The following is a 15,898-nucleotide window of genomic DNA, read 5'->3' on the forward strand; positions in this document are numbered from 1 at the left end:
TGTCTCGTCCTGAAATGTGTTTACACATTTAGGATTTATTATGACCAAGTCAAATAATACACCGATCAAACGAACACAACGAGATTATTCATTAGGCTTTAAATTACAAGTTGTCGACGCTGTAGAAAAAGGCGATATGACTTATAAACAAGCCCAAAAAATTTATGGCATACAAGGTCGTTCTACCGTGCTTACTTGGTTAAGAAAACACGGTAAGATGGATTGGACTCAATCACCTAAGATAACTATGCCTACATCACCTAAAGCCAAAGAAAGTCCCGCTCAAAAAATAAAACGCCTCGAGCGAGAGCTTGAAGATGAGCACTTACGTAACCTGTTACTCAATGAAGTGGTTAATATCCTTGACGCTGAGCATGGAACAAGCCTTCGAAAAAAGTATATTGCCAAGGAGCAAGAAGCCTTCAAAAGCAAAAAATAGTTAGCTTAGAACGTGCTTGCATGCTGCTTGGTATAACGAGACAAGCGATATATCAACGAGAGAGCAGAGCTAAACTGCGTGCTATTGAACTAGCACCAGTTAAAGCGATGGTATTGGAAATACGACGTTTTATGCCGCGCTTAGGTGGAAGAAAGTTGTATTTTTTACTTAAACCAAAATTCATAGAGCGAGGCATAAGTTTAGGTCGAGACGCTTTTTTTAGTTATTTGAAAAATGAACGTTTATTGGTTAAACCTAAGCGTAGTTACATTAAAACTACTTTTAGTAAACATTGGATGAAAAAGCATCCTAACTTGCTAAAAGATGTGCAACCATCGCGGCCAGAAGAGGTTTTTGTAAGCGATATAACCTATGTTCAATCAGAGCAAGGTGTTCACTATCTATCGCTAGTAACTGATGCGTATAGTCGCAAAATTATGGGTTATGAACTCAGTGATGAAATGAAGGCGACAGATGTTGTTAAGGCATTAGATATGACAATCAATAATCGTCAGTATCAATGTAGTACGATTCATCATTCAGATAGAGGGTTGCAGTATTGCTCGCAGGTATATCAAATAAAGCTTAATGAAAATGGCATTATTCCATCAATGACCGATGGCTATGACTGCTATCAAAATGCACTGGCGGAGCGTATTAACGGCATATTGAAGCAGGAGTTCTTACTCTATAAATGCCAAAATCTAAAAGAGCTACGTGAACTCGTCGAAGAATCAATATTAATATACAATGAAATGAGGCCGCATTTGAGTTTGGGAATGAAAACACCAAACCAAGTGCACAAAAAAAGCCAGGAGCAAAAGCTACTGGCCTTCAATTAAAACCGTCAACGTATTTTAGGACGGGACATTATTAATAATCACCACACTTTTCTCAACCTACATTACCCATTTATAAACTAGTTTAGAGCGGTTTATATTCTAGTAAAAACCTGCCTGACCTACTGGTAATGCCGCTAAGTTAAAATTGGTATACCTTATGGTAATATTAAAACGTCAAATTGGTTGATCATCGTGCTGCGTTTAAGTATATTAACGTCAAAGGTCACATAAAATATACATAAGCATAACAAGCTAACACACTAAAATCACACAACAACAACCAGCGGAGAATTCAAATGTCGTTGAAGTCACGAGATAACAATAATTCTACAACAGGGCAGTTTGCAATGCGCCCAGTTGCAAAATGGGTAAGAACAGCGGTCATCGCAGGTATGGCAAGTTCTTGCGTATTTACAGCAAGCGCACAGGAAGATCAGGGAAAAGCGACAGAAGTTGAAGAAGACGTTGAAATAATTAGTGTTACAGGTACACGTAGAACGATTCAAGACCAAATAGCAATTAAACGTGAAGCAACAACGGTAGTTGATGGCCTGTCATCTGAAGATATTGGTGATTTACCAGCACTGTCTATCGGTGAAGCACTGGAATCAATTACAGGTGCTGCATCTCACCGTGAAAACGGTGGTGCAACAGAAATCACTATTCGTGGTCTTGGTCCATTTTTAAGTGCAACGCATATCAATGGTCGTGAAGCGACTAATGGTAGTGGTGACCGCTCAGTTAACTTTTCGCAGTTTCCGTCTGAACTTGTAAAAAAAGTAGCAATTTATAAAACGCAAGATGCGTCAATGATTGAAGGTGGTGTTGCAGGTGTTATTGCACTTGAAACTATAACTCCACTTGATTTTGGCAAGCAACGTGTATCAGCTGAAGTTAAATTAAACTACAACCCTGATGAAGGTAATGTAGATAACTCACTTCAAAGTGACGCGGGTTACCGTGGCACGTTTAGTTATGTAGACCAGTTTGAATTTGATAACGGCCAAGCCGTTGGTGTGTCTTTTGGTGTACAGCGCCAAGATATCAGCCAACCAGAAGCTGAATACAGAAGCTCTAGCCCATCAGGTTCTTCATTATGGGCGTGTTTAAACGATCCTAATAATACCAATGAAGGTTTTTATCGTAGCAGCGCAGGCGACTGTGAAGACCAAGTTAGTGGCAGTAGCAACCAAGGTTACGATACAGAAATTGATCCTGAAACAGGTAAAGCAGTAAGTGATGGTACTCCTTACGCTTGGACTGGCAGTAGCCGTAGTTACCGCCAAAACGAGACATCAGATGAACGTGATGCAATGTTTTTTGCACTGCAATACCAACCGTCAGCTGATTGGGATGTTAACTTTGATGCACAGATTTCAGATAGAACACAACAAGAAGCACGCCACGATTTAATCTTTTTACAAAAACGTGCAACACCAGGCGTAACAGGTCCAACACTTGTTACTAATGATGTAGGCGGTATTTTGCACTGGGAAGGTGAAGAGCGCATTGAATCAGCGGGTGAGCAATTTTCTCGTGAAGAAAACTACCAAGGTTACGGCATAAATATAGAACATACAGTTACTGATAGATTAACTGTTGACTTAGATTTAGCGTATTCAAAAACTGAACGTGAAGAACTTCAAATATCTAACCGTGGTAGAACATCAGGTCGTAATTTCTTTTCTTGGGATATGGGCGATGAGATCCCTCATTTCACACTGACAGACTTTGACGTAACAGATATTTCAAACTTTACAGATAGCCTAAGAACACGACTTGACCGTGAAAATGTTCGTGAAAACGAAGTTATCTCAGCGCGACTAGATTTTGACTATACCTTAGATGGCAATGTTTTCACCAGTATTCAAGGTGGTATTAGAACATCTGAAATGACCTTCCTACAGTATGGTGGTAGCCAAGGTAACGGTTCAAGAAATGAATTTACACTAGACTCTGGTACTGAAGCGCTTGACGTATTACAAGGTTGTCAAATCGATTTCCCTGAATCAGGCTTTTTATCAAGTGTATCTGATGGCGATATCGTAACAAATGTTGATAGTGACGGTAACGTTGTAGATAGCGGTACAGGTTCATCATGGGCTACATACGACAACGTATGTTTCTCACAAGCTGTAGCGGGTTCTAACGCTGATGGTGTGTTTGCTTACCCAGAAGTTGAATATGAAAATGCAGGTACAATCGATGTAACAGAAAAAACAACATCAGTGTACTTAATGGCTAACTACGATACTGAAATGTTTGGTAAATTCATTCGCGGTAACTTTGGTCTTCGTATTGTAGACACAGAAGTAACTTCGATTGGTTTTAGAAATAGCTTTGACGTAGTAACAAGCGACACCGGTGTACTTTCTCTGGTTGAATCTGATAATGGTTCATTGGATAAAATAAAAAGCGGTGGTGACTACACGAAGTATTTACCAAGTTTTAACCTAGTTATTGACTACAGTGAAGATATTTTATTCCGTGCAGGTATATACCGTGGTATGTCACGTGCAGATCCATCTGATTTAGGTTACAGCCGTACATTCCAAGAAGATACAGAAGGTACAGCAACTTCAATCAGCGATTTATTAGTGGGTGTAAATGGCTCTGGTAACCCGGACACTCAACCGCTTATGTCGTGGAACTACGACGCTGCGTTTGAATGGTACCCTAACGAAGATTCAATCTTAGCGTTAAGCTTATACTACAAACAGTTCAACGGTGGTTTTCAACAACAAACAGTAATTGAAGATTTTACTGTTGCCGGTGAAACTGTTTCATTACCAATTACTAACTCTGTTACATCAGACGATGACAGTGAAATATTAGGTCTTGAAGCTTCATTTTCTTACCGCTGGGATAATGGCATCGGTATGAAATTTGGTTACAACTATGCAGACACTGATTTTGAGTTCCAAGATAGCTTATACGGCGATACGTTTGAGACTGACGTAGATGGTAATACTACACAGTTAACTGACGGTATTATTGAGTCGGCTTCAGTACCTGGTTTCTCAAAGCATGTATTTAGCAGTCAGCTGTACTACCAAATTGGTGGATTTGATACTGCTGTTATTTACAAATATCGTAGTGAGTATTTCCAACCATATACTACAAATGGTACTCGACTTCGTTATGTTGATGGCGTAGGCGTATGGGAAATGCGCGCATCATACAAAATTGATGAGCACTTTAGAGTTAAAGCAGAAGCAATTAACTTGTTCAGTGCACCTAAATCACAAGACTTCTTTGTTGAAGGTAACTTAGGTGAAGTGAATGACTATGGCCCACGTTTATTCTTAGGTTTAAGCTACAAGCTGTAATAATAGTTAAACATTAAATCACATCAAAAAGGCGGTTTTACCGCCTTTTTTGATCCTCAAATTCTTCAATTTTATATTTTCGATAACATCAACAAACAGTACTTAAAAACTCACTCCTAAATTACGCTACTTGACTAAAAACAATTAAATTGGTTAACCAATAATGCTGTTTATTCAGCACGCCCAACATCATCGGTTTCTCCTGCCTAAATTAATTCATTTTTAAAACGATAACTATTCTAACCTTTGTTATTGACAGTCTTATTTCTAATAGAATTTAAAAACCATAAATAACATCAACTTAAAATGTAAGTTTTGCTTTTAACTTGAAATTTAGTTAGGTTTTTCTATTTTGGTAATAACATATTGCATAATATTTGATCTAAATTCATTACCAAAAGGTTGACCTTTGTAGATGTGGGTGTAAATATAAAGTTAATACTTTGTAATAAGAAAGGGCTTTTAATAAAAACAATAAAGTAGCTGGTTAAACATAGCATTTCACACACACAGGAAAAAAACTATGAGTCACAAGTTATCTAAAATTACACTGGCAGTTATATCGGCAACCGCACTTGGTATGTCTTTGTCTACACAGGCGCAAGAAGCTCCAAAAAAAGCTGCAGACGATCTTGAGGTTATCGAGGTTTCAGGTATTCGACAATCGCTTACAAATGCGCTTGCACAAAAGCGTTCAGCAGATAGCCTTGTTGAAATTATCGAGGCTGTAGATATTGGTAAGCTACCAGATCAAAACCTCGCAGAAGTACTTGAAAACGTAACAGGGATTCAAATTACACGTGAAGCAGGGGTAGGTACGGGCGTTCAAATTCGTGGTACCAACGCCAATCGTACAGAAGTGAACGGCGTATCAACAGTTGGCTCAGGGTCTGGACGAAGTGGCATTAGTTTTGAGGATGTATCAGCTGCAATCATCTCTGGTGTAGAAGTAATTAAGTCACCTGAAGCAAAAACAATCGAAGGCTCTGTGGGCGCAACAATAAACCTTAAAACAATTCGCCCGTTACAGTTAAATGAAACTCTAGGCTCAATTAGAGTTCAAGGTGAAGATAGTAGCTTATCAACAGATGGCGTTACCCCTAGGGTATCAGGTGCTTGGGGTGATAACTGGGAGCTTGATTCGGGCGGTAAGTTTGGTGTTGTATTTAGTGGTAGTTACAGTGAGCAAGACGTAACCGCATTTCGTCCTCGCGCAGATAGAGATAATTCGGTAGCCGCTGATAGCGGTGCTGCAAGTGCACAATCGTTTGATTTTCTACCAGTACAATTCTTAATTCAAGATTACGATAATTACGAATACGAGACAAAAAACTTCGCAGGTACATTTGAATATGCACCAAACGATAATATGAAATTCTTTTTTGATGCAGTTGTTAACGATCAAGAGCGCCGCCAAGAAAGCTCAAGAGTACAAGCATCTGGCCTAAGTGATCTTAGAAATGTATCAATACCGAGTGAATTTGAAACAGTTAATTTTGGTTCACTGGACGGGCAAAACCTAGGCAGCATACAAGCGGCCGTAAGAGGCGTAATTCCGGTTGAAGACGGTGGTGGCGATCCTAACTTGCGTTTTTCAAGCGATACTAATTCACGCATCACAAAGAGCAAAATATTTAGAATAGGGGGTGAATGGCAAGGCGATAGATTATTTGCAAGTGTTGAAGCCTCAACCTCTCGTTCTGATTCAACTACACCAAGCTTTAATACAACGCTTAATTTTATAAATCCAAATGTTGCTACTAATTCGTCAAATGAAAATGGGACTCCTTTTGAGTATGATCTTACAGGTGATGCACTTACGTTTGGGATTGCAACGGGGGAGGCAAACGCGCCAACAATGGCTCAATTACTCGACCCTGCAAATGTTGTTCTACGTGACGTAAACCAAGGGCAAGATGAGTCAGAAAATACAGAAGATGCGTTTCGTACAGATTTTACATATTACTTAGATGATGTAATAACGTCAGTCGATTTTGGTTACCGCTACAGTAAAACGAGTAGTGTGTCGGATCAAGTTCGCTCTAACGTTGGTTTAAGAAATATGGCTGATAGCCCAACGGGTGATTTATTTGCACAATTATTAACAGCGGGCCCAGATAACTTTAACGATGGTGATGGGCGAGCACTCTATATTCGTGATTTCTTACTTATAAACCCAGAGCTTGCATCCTCTGATCCACAAGCTGTATTAGCAGCACTTAACCAAGCGATTGAAGCTAATAATGCAATAACGGGTTCTGATCGTGGACCTATAAGTTCACCAACGTCTCAAGTAAATGCATTTTTTGATATTGAAGAAGAAACGCATGCCTTATATGCACAAGCAAATTTTGAGTATGGCATGTTTCGCGGTAACTTTGGCCTACGTTATTTAGAGACTGAAGTTACATCGCTAGGTAACTCTGTTACTCAAGATGGAAGTGGCAACGAACTGGTTACTCAGCTAACGTCAAAAGGTGATTACGATTTCTTTTTACCTCGATTCAATTTAGCCGCGAATGTAAGTGAAGATGTGATTGTTCGTTTAGGTTGGTCAAAAGATATTAGACGCCCAGATTTTGATGACCTATCTACATCTGTTACGTTTGGCACAAGCCCTAATAGTGCCGTTTCAATTGGTAATTCAGGCTTAGCGCCAGAAGAAGTAACCTCTTTCGATATATCCACAGATTGGTATTTTGCACCCGCTGCTTTGTTAAGTGTGGGGTACTTTCATAAAACACGTAGCGATTTGCACGTTACACAGCAAGTTGACCCATTTGAAGACCCAAGCACAGGCTTTCGCGATACAAATGGTCCAGAGTGTGAAGGCGGCGGCATATTTAATCCAATTGCAGATATAAACGTATTTGGCCCAGATGCTGGCGTAGGGTTATGTGTACCAACACAAACTACTATTAATGACTCTGGTGAAACAACACAGCAAGGTATTGAGCTTGCAGCTCAATACGACTTATCAAGTTTTGAAAAAGAGCTAGGTTGGGCATCAGGTTTTGGTGTGGTTGCTAACTATACCTATCAAGAATTTTCTGGTGGTGAATCATTTGACACTGCAACGAGTCGTGCAAATGCAGTTTTTGCATTAACAACCGGTAACCCGGATGCAGACATCAGTGCTAAGCAATCACTCATTGATCTGTCAGAAAACGCATATAACATTACATTTTATTATGAGAAATACGGTCTATCTGCTCGAGCGCGTTACACGTGGCGCGAAGGGTACCGTTCAACTGACTTTGGTAGCACCTCAAGCTTCCCATGGGGTTTCCCTGTTGTACAAGAAGACAGAGGGCAGCTTAATGCCAGCATAAGTTATGATGTGAACGATCAGCTAAATATCGGTATTGAAGCCGTTAACTTAACTGAATCAGAAGTTAGCCAGTCTTGTGTTAACGAAGGTGCTTTACTTTGTTTCCAAGGTATTACAGACCGCCGTATCACATTTGGCGCTAGCTATAGATTTTAAAAGTTATAGTTAAATCGAGTCTATAAGTGTGTGTATTTAAAGACGTTAAAAGCAAGCCATCTGGCTTGCTTTTTTTTAACTATAATTAGTTAACATTTATAAAAATGATTTATTCCACTTTGTATTTTACTTTTAAATACTGTTACAGCGGCAATGTCTTGCGGCACTGCCACCAGTAATTATACCAACCTGCATAAATCTTTGATCAATTTAACGAGTTAAATTGCACTATAACGTCGTTAAAAATTTTTTATTTAGAACAACTAGATACAAAAATTTTTGCCTAGTTCTAGCGTAATTTTCTTAGCGTTAAATAGACCCCGTATATAAGCAGATTGGTATTATTATCGAGATAGTATTAAACCAATACCTTTATTTTTTAACCTTACCCTTAAGAACATAAATTTCACCATCGAAACTGCCTTGTATCGTCAGTCCTTGGCTTGCTAACTCTTGTAAATATTCGATATGGTCATTAGTGATATGCTGGCCTGGGACTAAAAGCGGAATGCCCGGTGGATATGGAGTAACTAAACCTGCACAAATGCGGTTGTTGCTTTTACTGATAGGCACAGATTCGCGGTCGCCATAAAAAGCATCGCTTGGAATACACGCCAAGTCGATGGCAGGTAAATTTTCAGGTAAGCGAGCTCTACGCGTCGATTTCGATAGTTTTACCTTACCGCTGTCTAGCTTTTTCAACGCATTGTACAAACGAATTATTTTTGAGCGCGTGCCGCCAAGCGTCAGTAAAACCAAAATGGTGCTGTGTGTGTATTTTTCTATCTCTAGCCCAATTTCATCCAGTAGATATTTATGAATATCTTTTAATGAGTAAGGTAGCTCACTAATATCAATAAGGATTTTTAATGGGTCGTGGCCCATATTATCACCACTAAAATGCGGGAATATTTCCATAAAGTCTTGCTTAGCTAATACTTTAATTTGCTTAAGCGAGGCCATCTGTTGTTTAAACTCTTCAACATGATTTAGCAGCGCATTGAGCAGCTTATAGCCTTCCATCTCTAATTGCTTTTGGCACACGTCAAGCGATGCAATAAGCTGATATTTTGGCGATGTGCTGGCGTAGATGCTATAAATCTCTCGAAAGAAATCAGCATCAAAATCGGGATCGTTAATATGAATATAAGACGCCTGAGAAAACGCCGATACTACTTTATGCGCCGAATGCGTAATGTAGTCAGCCCCAGCATGTATTGCAGAATAATGACGAAAGCTAGGATGAAACAAAGAGTATGCAAACCAGGCTTCATCTATAAACACTTTAATACCATGCTGATGAGCATAATCTACCACTTGTTTCAGGTCGCTAAGTAGGCCGTCGTAAGTACAACCGGTAAGCACTAATAATTTAGCATCAGTATTGTTTTCAATTGCCAACTTGATGTCGGCCAACGACGGTGGCGCGAAAATTCCGTATTTTGGGTTTAAAATACTCGCTAAATAAATGGGGTAACTAGCTGATTGCAATATGCCATAGTGCACTGACTTATGGCAATTACGGTCGACGATTACTTTATCTCCCTTGCGCAGGAGTGTCTGCAAGATGATTTTATTTGAAGTAGACGAACCGTTTGTAACAAAGTAGGTGTGCTTAACTTCAAACGTCGCCGCTGCCGATTCTTGAGCGCGACCAATTGTATTGGTGCTGTCTGACAATGAACCTAACGAATCTACCGAAACCGACAGGTCGCCAACAAATACATTGCGGCCGTAAAACTGATAAAAATCTTTAATGTAAGGTGAGTTTCTAAAGCTAGAACCCCCACTATGACCCGGTGTATGCCAAGAGTCGTTTGCTTCACCAACGTAACGACGATATGCCGTCCAAAATGGTGTTTCAGAGCGGTCGTCAAAATCGTTAATCATATAACCTAAAATAGCTTCTGGGTCAGAAATCACCTCATCTTTAAAAAAGAATGATTCGATTTCTTCTGATTCGTTTACGATCTCCAGCCCTTTAGTGTCGTCGCCAATAACATAAACCGGTAACTCAAGACGAATTGCCTTTAAATCCTCGATAAAGCGACTATACATTCGCTCACCCACTTTGTTGTGCATATCCCAGCTTAGAACTACGGCTTGAATATCACCATCTTCCTCTACATGTTCCAACGCGCGTTTAAGCTCAAGGCATTCAATAATATCGATATGAATATCATCTCGCTCAAAGTTAGGAATGGTCTTTGACAGATTAGTTGAAAGCCCTTGTAGAGTGGCTGGGTCTTGCTCAATTATCAAGATACGAAGTAGAGGTAGCATAGAGGGTTTCGCAATATAATTTTATAATGCCCACTAGCATAACCAAAGGAGTGAGCGTTGTGAAATTAATACTTTGATAATGTTCTAATAATTGGGCTGTTTAATTACCACTACTGCGGTGCGGAGGCTAGCGAGCAGAGACCTCCGGCAGCCTGATTATAAACTAAATTACTTTGTTCGCATGTTTTTTAACCGCTGAATATGCAACTACAAAGTCTGCTGAAATCACTACCTTCTTAAGTCATTTTTCCTCGCTTATATAAAACCAAAATGTGTAATTACTACCTTCTGATCACTTTTAGTGAAAAACACATAGCTTCCTCTTCTTAGGGAGTTCCATTAGCATTGCGTTTTAAAACAAACAACTTTTCATGAAAAGTGTTATTTGATAGTCTAGAAAAAGTACAATAAATCAAGGAAGTTTATGAACTACTTAAAAAAATCAGGGGTTTTCATCCTGTTAACATGCCTCAGTTCTTTTTCATTTGCTGAAGATGTTATTCTTAATGAACACACCATTGAATCCAAAGCATTGGGTGAAGAACAAAAAATTACTGTCTATCTTCCAAATGATTATGATGAAAAGTCAGGCCACCAATATCCAGTTTTATATTTATTAGACGGAAAATACTATAAAAGGATGGTGCAAGGTGTCGTTACTTCGTACTACTCTAATGCGCTTATTCCCGATATTTTGGTTGTTGCCATCGAAAACGAAGATCGCATTCGAGACTATACGCCAAGCCCTCATGAAACCCATAAGGGGACAGGTGGGGCCGATGTTTTTCTAGATTATATTGAAAAAGAATTGATTCCCTTTATAGATACAACGTATCAAACCTCAGACTTTAGAATATTAAATGGTCATTCCCTAGGCGGGCTATTGTCACTTCATGCCTTACATTCTCGGCCTGAGTTATTTACTGCACACTTTGCATTGAGCCCTTCGCTTCATTGGGGCAATAAAGAAACGGTTAAAAAACTGATGAGTTATGTATCTTCCAAAAAGAAATTGAATCAGTTTGTTTATATGAATTTAGGTAATGAAGGGTTTAACTCAGGCACCGACCAATCTAAGTTAATGCGAAAAGCATTTTTAGAACTTCAGGAACTCCTACAGGAAACTACGCCTAGTGGTTTTAGAGTTAAGAGTGAGCTGTTACAGACTTTACCCCATGTAGCGACCAATATTACAGGGTTAACGCATGCATTGAATGAGCTATATCGGAACTGGTCCCTTCCTTTTGCAGTAATGGAGCAGGGGCGAGAAGGTATAATTAAGCATTTTCAGAGTTTATCAGACGACCTCTACTATGAAATAAAGCCTCGCAAGGGGGCCGTCAATTTTGGGGGCGACTATATGACACATGGCTTGTTTAAGCCAGATCAGGGGATGGATTTATTTAAATATAATGCCGAACTTTATCCAGATTCTGCTTGGGTTCAATTTAATCTTGCCAAAGCGTATAAAAATAGGGAACAAAATGAGTGTGCTAAGCAACAGGCTGAGCTGGCGCTAAAATATATTGGCGATGATGAAGAGGACTTAAAAGCGTCGATTATAGAATTTTTACAAAGTTATGAAGGCGAAAAATTTAAGGAAGAAAAAGGCTAATGGAAATTAATAGTCAATCAAAGGATATAGCACGCAGGGCTTATTCGGGCGATTGACTATGCTTTAGATTAGGCTAGCGATAGGCTGGATTTGATAGAAAGTACAACTTGAAATCGGCTGAAAAAATAGTTCATTGCCGTTTTCGCTAATTATAAAACTAGACTAATCAACTTTATCTTTAAACTCACACAAGTCTTCAATAATACAACTGCCGCATTTTGGTTTGCGGGCTGTACAAGTATAACGCCCGTGTAGAATCAGCCAGTGATGTACATCGACTTTAAATTCAGCAGGTACAACCTTTAAAAGTTTTTTCTCAACCTCGACTACGTTTTTGCCCATCGCAAATTTGGTACGGTTAGATACGCGGTCAATGTGCGTGTCTACAGCGATGGTAGGCCAGCCAAAAGATGATGAAAATAGATTTTTACATCATTGCGTTAACTCGTTTATCAGTCACGAAACATCAATTTTCTTACTCAGTTAAGTTTGGTTTAGCTCATTAGAATAATTGTGTCCTATTTCTAGTTTTTCAAATTGGCTTCACATTTACTTCACAAGCTTTTCGGTAAAGTGCCATTACAGTCAAATTGACATTAATCGTTTAAAGAATTAGGACAAAAATGAAGATTAAAAAAATATTTAATATCGCTCTGGTAATAACCTTAATGCTGCTGATTAGCGGAGTGAGTTGGTACACTGTGTTCGGCTTGAAAGCATACAAAGTAACTGTTCAAGAGTTAGAAGAGCTATATGGTTATCAAAAGCAAGCCGTTAATGTGGACCTGACAGCACTAGAAAAGGGGCAGTTTAATGTCACGTTTAATAGTTTTGATGGCGAGCAGGTATACGGTCAACTCATTTACCCTAAAAATGCAGACCCTTCTCAGCCTATTCCTATTCTAATAGGTGTTCATGGCATGGGGCGTACTTATGTGCGTTGGGTAGAAGGTGAGTTTAAGGACACAGACACTCTGGAACAAACGGACGAATTAGCAAATATGGCGCTTGCTCGAGGTTATGCCGTATTAGCCATCGACTCAAGGAATCACGGCAAACGTAAGAACTTGGATTACAACATAAAAGATGTAATGTATGATTTGTGGTTCTGGGGCAAGAAAGAACCGTACGAAAATATGATCATTGATTCAGTAAAAGATCATAGAGTATTGCTAGACTGGGTTGTTACCCAACCTCAATTTGACCAAAATAACATTAGCGTGGCGGGTTACAGTATGGGTGGTCAAATAAGTTTGATATTGGCCTCCATGGATGAACGGATCAGTAAGGTGTTATCGATTGTTCCCCCAGCGTCAAAGGATACTGTGGCTAGGGTATCGCCTTTAAATTTTGTTACCCGACTAAATACTGAAAAAGTTTGGTTAGTAACAGCAGATAACGACGAACATGCAAGTGTTGAGGATAACTCGGTTTTATACGATGCTCTTAATGTACTCGATAAACATCATATTGAGATAGCTGGTGGGCATATTTTACCTGAGGGCTATTATAAACAATTAACAGGTTGGTTTTAATGGGGACAAGTTCGCAACTACGCGTATTATTGGTTGAAGATAGCGTCGCAATCGCAAATAATATTGCTGACTATTTTACCTTGCAGGATGCCGTCATTGATTTTGCCTGTAGTGGTAAACACGGTTGCGAGCTTGCTCTTTCTCAGTATTATCACTGTATTATCTTAGATATTATGCTGCCCGATATTGAAGGCCTAGAAGTCTGCCAAATAATAAGAGCCGCTTCAGACCGACATATTCCCATTATAATGCTCACTGCCAGGGACACGCTTGCAGATAAGTTAGCTGGTTTTACTCATGGTGCAGACGATTACCTAACAAAACCGTTTGCACTTGAAGAGCTATATATTCGCTGTCTTGCCTTGTCTAATCGGTTAAATTTACCAAAACAAGGTAAAGTCACGTCACTTGGTGAAGGCGAAAAGAAATTAACGCTCGACTATCAACGACAGCAGGTCAGTCGAAACAACCAATTGTTGTCGCTACCTCCTAAAATATTTTCGATTTTACAGATCCTGATCGAATCACATCCAAGGCCGGTCTCAAAAAGTGAATTAGTTGATAGAGTCTGGGGCGAAAATGGCACAGATTCTGACTCGTTACGTTCACACATTTATCAACTGAGAAAGTCGGTGGATAAACCTTTTAGCTCCACTGTCATTAAAACCATTCATAGTGTTGGTTTTGCCTTAGATATATAAATTACAGTTGAATTACATGAAAACAAAACAATTAAGAAATCGCATTGTTATTTATTTTGTCTCCATCGTAGTGTTATTGAGCCTGTTATTTTCTTCAGTCACCTTGATATTTAGCTTTGTTGTTGAAGATAACTTCTTTTATCAAATATTGAATGGACAAAAACGTCTTGTAAAAGAGCAAATAAACCAAGCGCAACCCCCAAGGCCAAATGTAAGCTTTATTAAATATTATGAAGATCGTTCTACACTCCCACTTCCTATTAAAATAGCCTTAGAAGCAGAGCCTCGCCGCAAAGAGTTTAGTGATGATAGTGGTAAACACTTTCATATTGCTTTTGTCGATGAGTCCAATTTGCATCAACATATTTTGTTAGCGGATGTCAGCGACCAGCTTGTCGTTAATAAATTAATGGGCACTATTTTTGGCTTTTCATCTGCACTTTTATTATTTGGCATCGCCTTAGCACTACTTTTAGCATTTGGGACAATAAAGTTAGTTAAAAAACAGCTTCAACCACTCGATGATTTGATGGATATCGTTGATAACAGTCCGGTTACTCAGCTACCCACCAATTTTGCTAGTCGTTTTAAAAGTAATGAAATAGGCCGCTTTGCCAAAGTGTTACAGTTAGCGCTAACAAGGATCAACTCATTTATTAACCGAGAGCAACAGTTTACTCGGGATGTCTCTCATGAGCTCAGAACTCCTTTAACCATTAACCAAGGAGCCTTAACCCTCTTAGCAAAAACGCAACTCACACCAGAACAGCAAAAATTTGTTGTTCGAATCGATGATGCAAACAAGCAAATGCAAAGGACCATTGAGGCTCTTTTAGCTTTAGCTCGTGAAAAAGGGACTGAAATTAAAAAAAACAACCTAAAAGCGCTGATTGAAACCTGTGTGCTTGATAATCTAGAGGTTCTTTCAGGTGTCGATTTGTGTATAGAAATTGAAAGTAATGTTTATATAGAAATGGGAGAAGATGAGTTTAAACTTATTCTACAAAATTTACTCTATAACGCAGTCGAACACGGTAAGTGCAACCAAATCAAATTATCCTTCCATGATGGGAGCTTAAGTATTATCGATAACGGTAAAGGCTTTCCTTCTGGGCTTGCTATATCAGAAGCGTTTGAGACAGGGGTTCGCGGTTCTTCGAGCAACGGGTGTGGGATTGGTCTGTCGTTAGTTAAACGTTTGTGCGAAAAATATGGTGTTAAGGTAAAGATAGAGCAAATGGAAAACGGTGTAGCTGTTGAACTGTGCTTTCAGTATCAATAGCATTGTATAATACCTAATGAGCTATAAGTGAAAACCGACCAAGTGCAAAAGTTAAACACTTGGACGATCTTGATATTTAAATTGCATTGATCATTTGGATATAGCACTAGAGAATCAACTATTCTGTCTTATCTTTGTACTCACACAAGTCTTCAATAATACAGCTGCCACACTTTGGTTTACGTGCTACGCAGGTGTAACGTCCGTGCAGTATCAGCCAATGATGCACGTCTACTTTAAATTCTTTTGGTACAACCTTTTCAAGCTTTTGTTCTACAGCTACAACATCTTTACCCATGGCAAGCTTTGTACGGTTAGATACACGAAATATGTGTGTATCTACGGCTATTACAGGCCAGCCAAAAGATAATAAAGATAGATCTAG

The 15,898-nt window shown here is 39.2% G+C and carries 8 protein-coding genes and 2 pseudogenes; 7 read left to right on the plus strand and 3 right to left on the minus strand.

Features of this window, described 5'->3' with window-relative positions; all coding sequences use genetic code 11:
• Positions 1 to 40: 40 nt before the first annotated feature.
• The 3 genes from GQR45_RS14150 (at position 41) to GQR45_RS14160 (ending at position 8,097) form a co-directional block, all read left to right on the plus strand.
• Positions 41 to 1,281 (plus strand): IS3 family transposase gene (locus GQR45_RS14150; RefSeq protein WP_240920078.1). Its coding sequence is split into 2 segments (ribosomal slippage): positions 41 to 404 and positions 404 to 1,281, totalling 1,242 coding nucleotides; the frame shifts between segments, so codons are not numbered across the junction.
• A gap of 296 nt (positions 1,282 to 1,577) precedes the next feature.
• Positions 1,578 to 4,610 carry a TonB-dependent receptor gene (locus GQR45_RS14155; RefSeq protein WP_165726277.1) on the plus strand — a complete coding sequence of 1,011 codons (3,033 nt, stop codon included), beginning with the start codon at positions 1,578 to 1,580 and terminating at the stop codon, positions 4,608 to 4,610.
• A 523-nt stretch (positions 4,611 to 5,133) separates the two neighbouring features.
• Positions 5,134 to 8,097: a TonB-dependent receptor gene (locus GQR45_RS14160; protein WP_024591526.1), complete on the plus strand. Its 2,964-nt coding sequence runs from the start codon at positions 5,134 to 5,136 to the stop codon at positions 8,095 to 8,097.
• Between the two features lie 372 nt (positions 8,098 to 8,469).
• Here GQR45_RS14160 and GQR45_RS14165 read toward each other — a convergent pair whose 3' ends face one another.
• Entirely contained in the window at positions 8,470 to 10,380 is a 1,911-nt protein-coding gene (locus GQR45_RS14165) for an aminotransferase class V-fold PLP-dependent enzyme (RefSeq protein ID WP_165726278.1), read from the minus strand.
• 424 nt (positions 10,381 to 10,804) lie between these two features.
• On the opposite strand from GQR45_RS14165, the gene GQR45_RS14170 reads away from it, so the two are divergent.
• Complete coding sequence (locus GQR45_RS14170) at positions 10,805 to 11,995, plus strand: alpha/beta hydrolase-fold protein (protein ID WP_165726279.1); 1,191 nt, start codon at positions 10,805 to 10,807, stop codon at positions 11,993 to 11,995.
• A gap of 162 nt (positions 11,996 to 12,157) precedes the next feature.
• Here the strand turns inward: GQR45_RS14170 and GQR45_RS14175 are convergent.
• Positions 12,158 to 12,412 (minus strand): annotated as a pseudogene (locus tag GQR45_RS14175) (endonuclease III); the annotation flags it as partial.
• Between the two features lie 206 nt (positions 12,413 to 12,618).
• Here GQR45_RS14175 and GQR45_RS14180 point away from each other — a divergent pair.
• From GQR45_RS14180 to GQR45_RS14190, 3 genes are read left to right on the plus strand one after another with little or no spacing between them, the layout of a single operon-like run.
• A complete protein-coding gene (locus GQR45_RS14180) occupies positions 12,619 to 13,530 on the plus strand; it encodes an alpha/beta fold hydrolase (protein WP_165726280.1) in 912 nt (303 codons plus the stop codon).
• The gene (locus tag GQR45_RS14185; protein WP_165726281.1) at positions 13,530 to 14,231 is read left to right on the plus strand and encodes a response regulator transcription factor; all 702 of its coding nucleotides are present in this window, start codon (positions 13,530 to 13,532) and stop codon (positions 14,229 to 14,231) included. Before GQR45_RS14180 ends, GQR45_RS14185 begins: the two co-directional genes overlap by 1 nt.
• A gap of 16 nt (positions 14,232 to 14,247) precedes the next feature.
• The gene (locus GQR45_RS14190; protein ID WP_165726282.1) at positions 14,248 to 15,513 is read left to right on the plus strand and encodes a HAMP domain-containing sensor histidine kinase; all 1,266 of its coding nucleotides are present in this window, start codon (positions 14,248 to 14,250) and stop codon (positions 15,511 to 15,513) included.
• Positions 15,514 to 15,631: 118 nt separating this feature from the next.
• Here GQR45_RS14190 and GQR45_RS14195 read toward each other — a convergent pair.
• A pseudogene (locus GQR45_RS14195) lies at positions 15,632 to 15,880 on the minus strand (endonuclease III); the annotation flags it as partial.
• Between the last annotated feature and the right edge of the window lie 18 nt (positions 15,881 to 15,898).

The organism is Pseudoalteromonas sp. SA25, from assembly GCF_011378705.1.
Taxonomy (GTDB): Bacteria; Pseudomonadota; Gammaproteobacteria; order Enterobacterales; family Alteromonadaceae; genus Pseudoalteromonas; species Pseudoalteromonas arctica.

Coding starts and splice junctions, on each gene's coding strand:
- GQR45_RS14190 (WP_165726282.1), top strand. CDS start 14,248: ATGAAAACAAAACAATTAAGAAATCGCATTGTTATTTATTTTGTCTCC.
- GQR45_RS14180 (WP_165726280.1), top strand. CDS start 12,619: ATGAAGATTAAAAAAATATTTAATATCGCTCTGGTAATAACCTTAATG.
- GQR45_RS14170 (WP_165726279.1), top strand. CDS start 10,805: ATGAACTACTTAAAAAAATCAGGGGTTTTCATCCTGTTAACATGCCTC.
- GQR45_RS14155 (WP_165726277.1), top strand. CDS start 1,578: ATGTCGTTGAAGTCACGAGATAACAATAATTCTACAACAGGGCAGTTT.
- GQR45_RS14185 (WP_165726281.1), top strand. CDS start 13,530: ATGGGGACAAGTTCGCAACTACGCGTATTATTGGTTGAAGATAGCGTC.
- GQR45_RS14165 (WP_165726278.1), bottom strand. CDS start 10,380: ATGCTACCTCTACTTCGTATCTTGATAATTGAGCAAGACCCAGCCACT.
- GQR45_RS14160 (WP_024591526.1), top strand. CDS start 5,134: ATGAGTCACAAGTTATCTAAAATTACACTGGCAGTTATATCGGCAACC.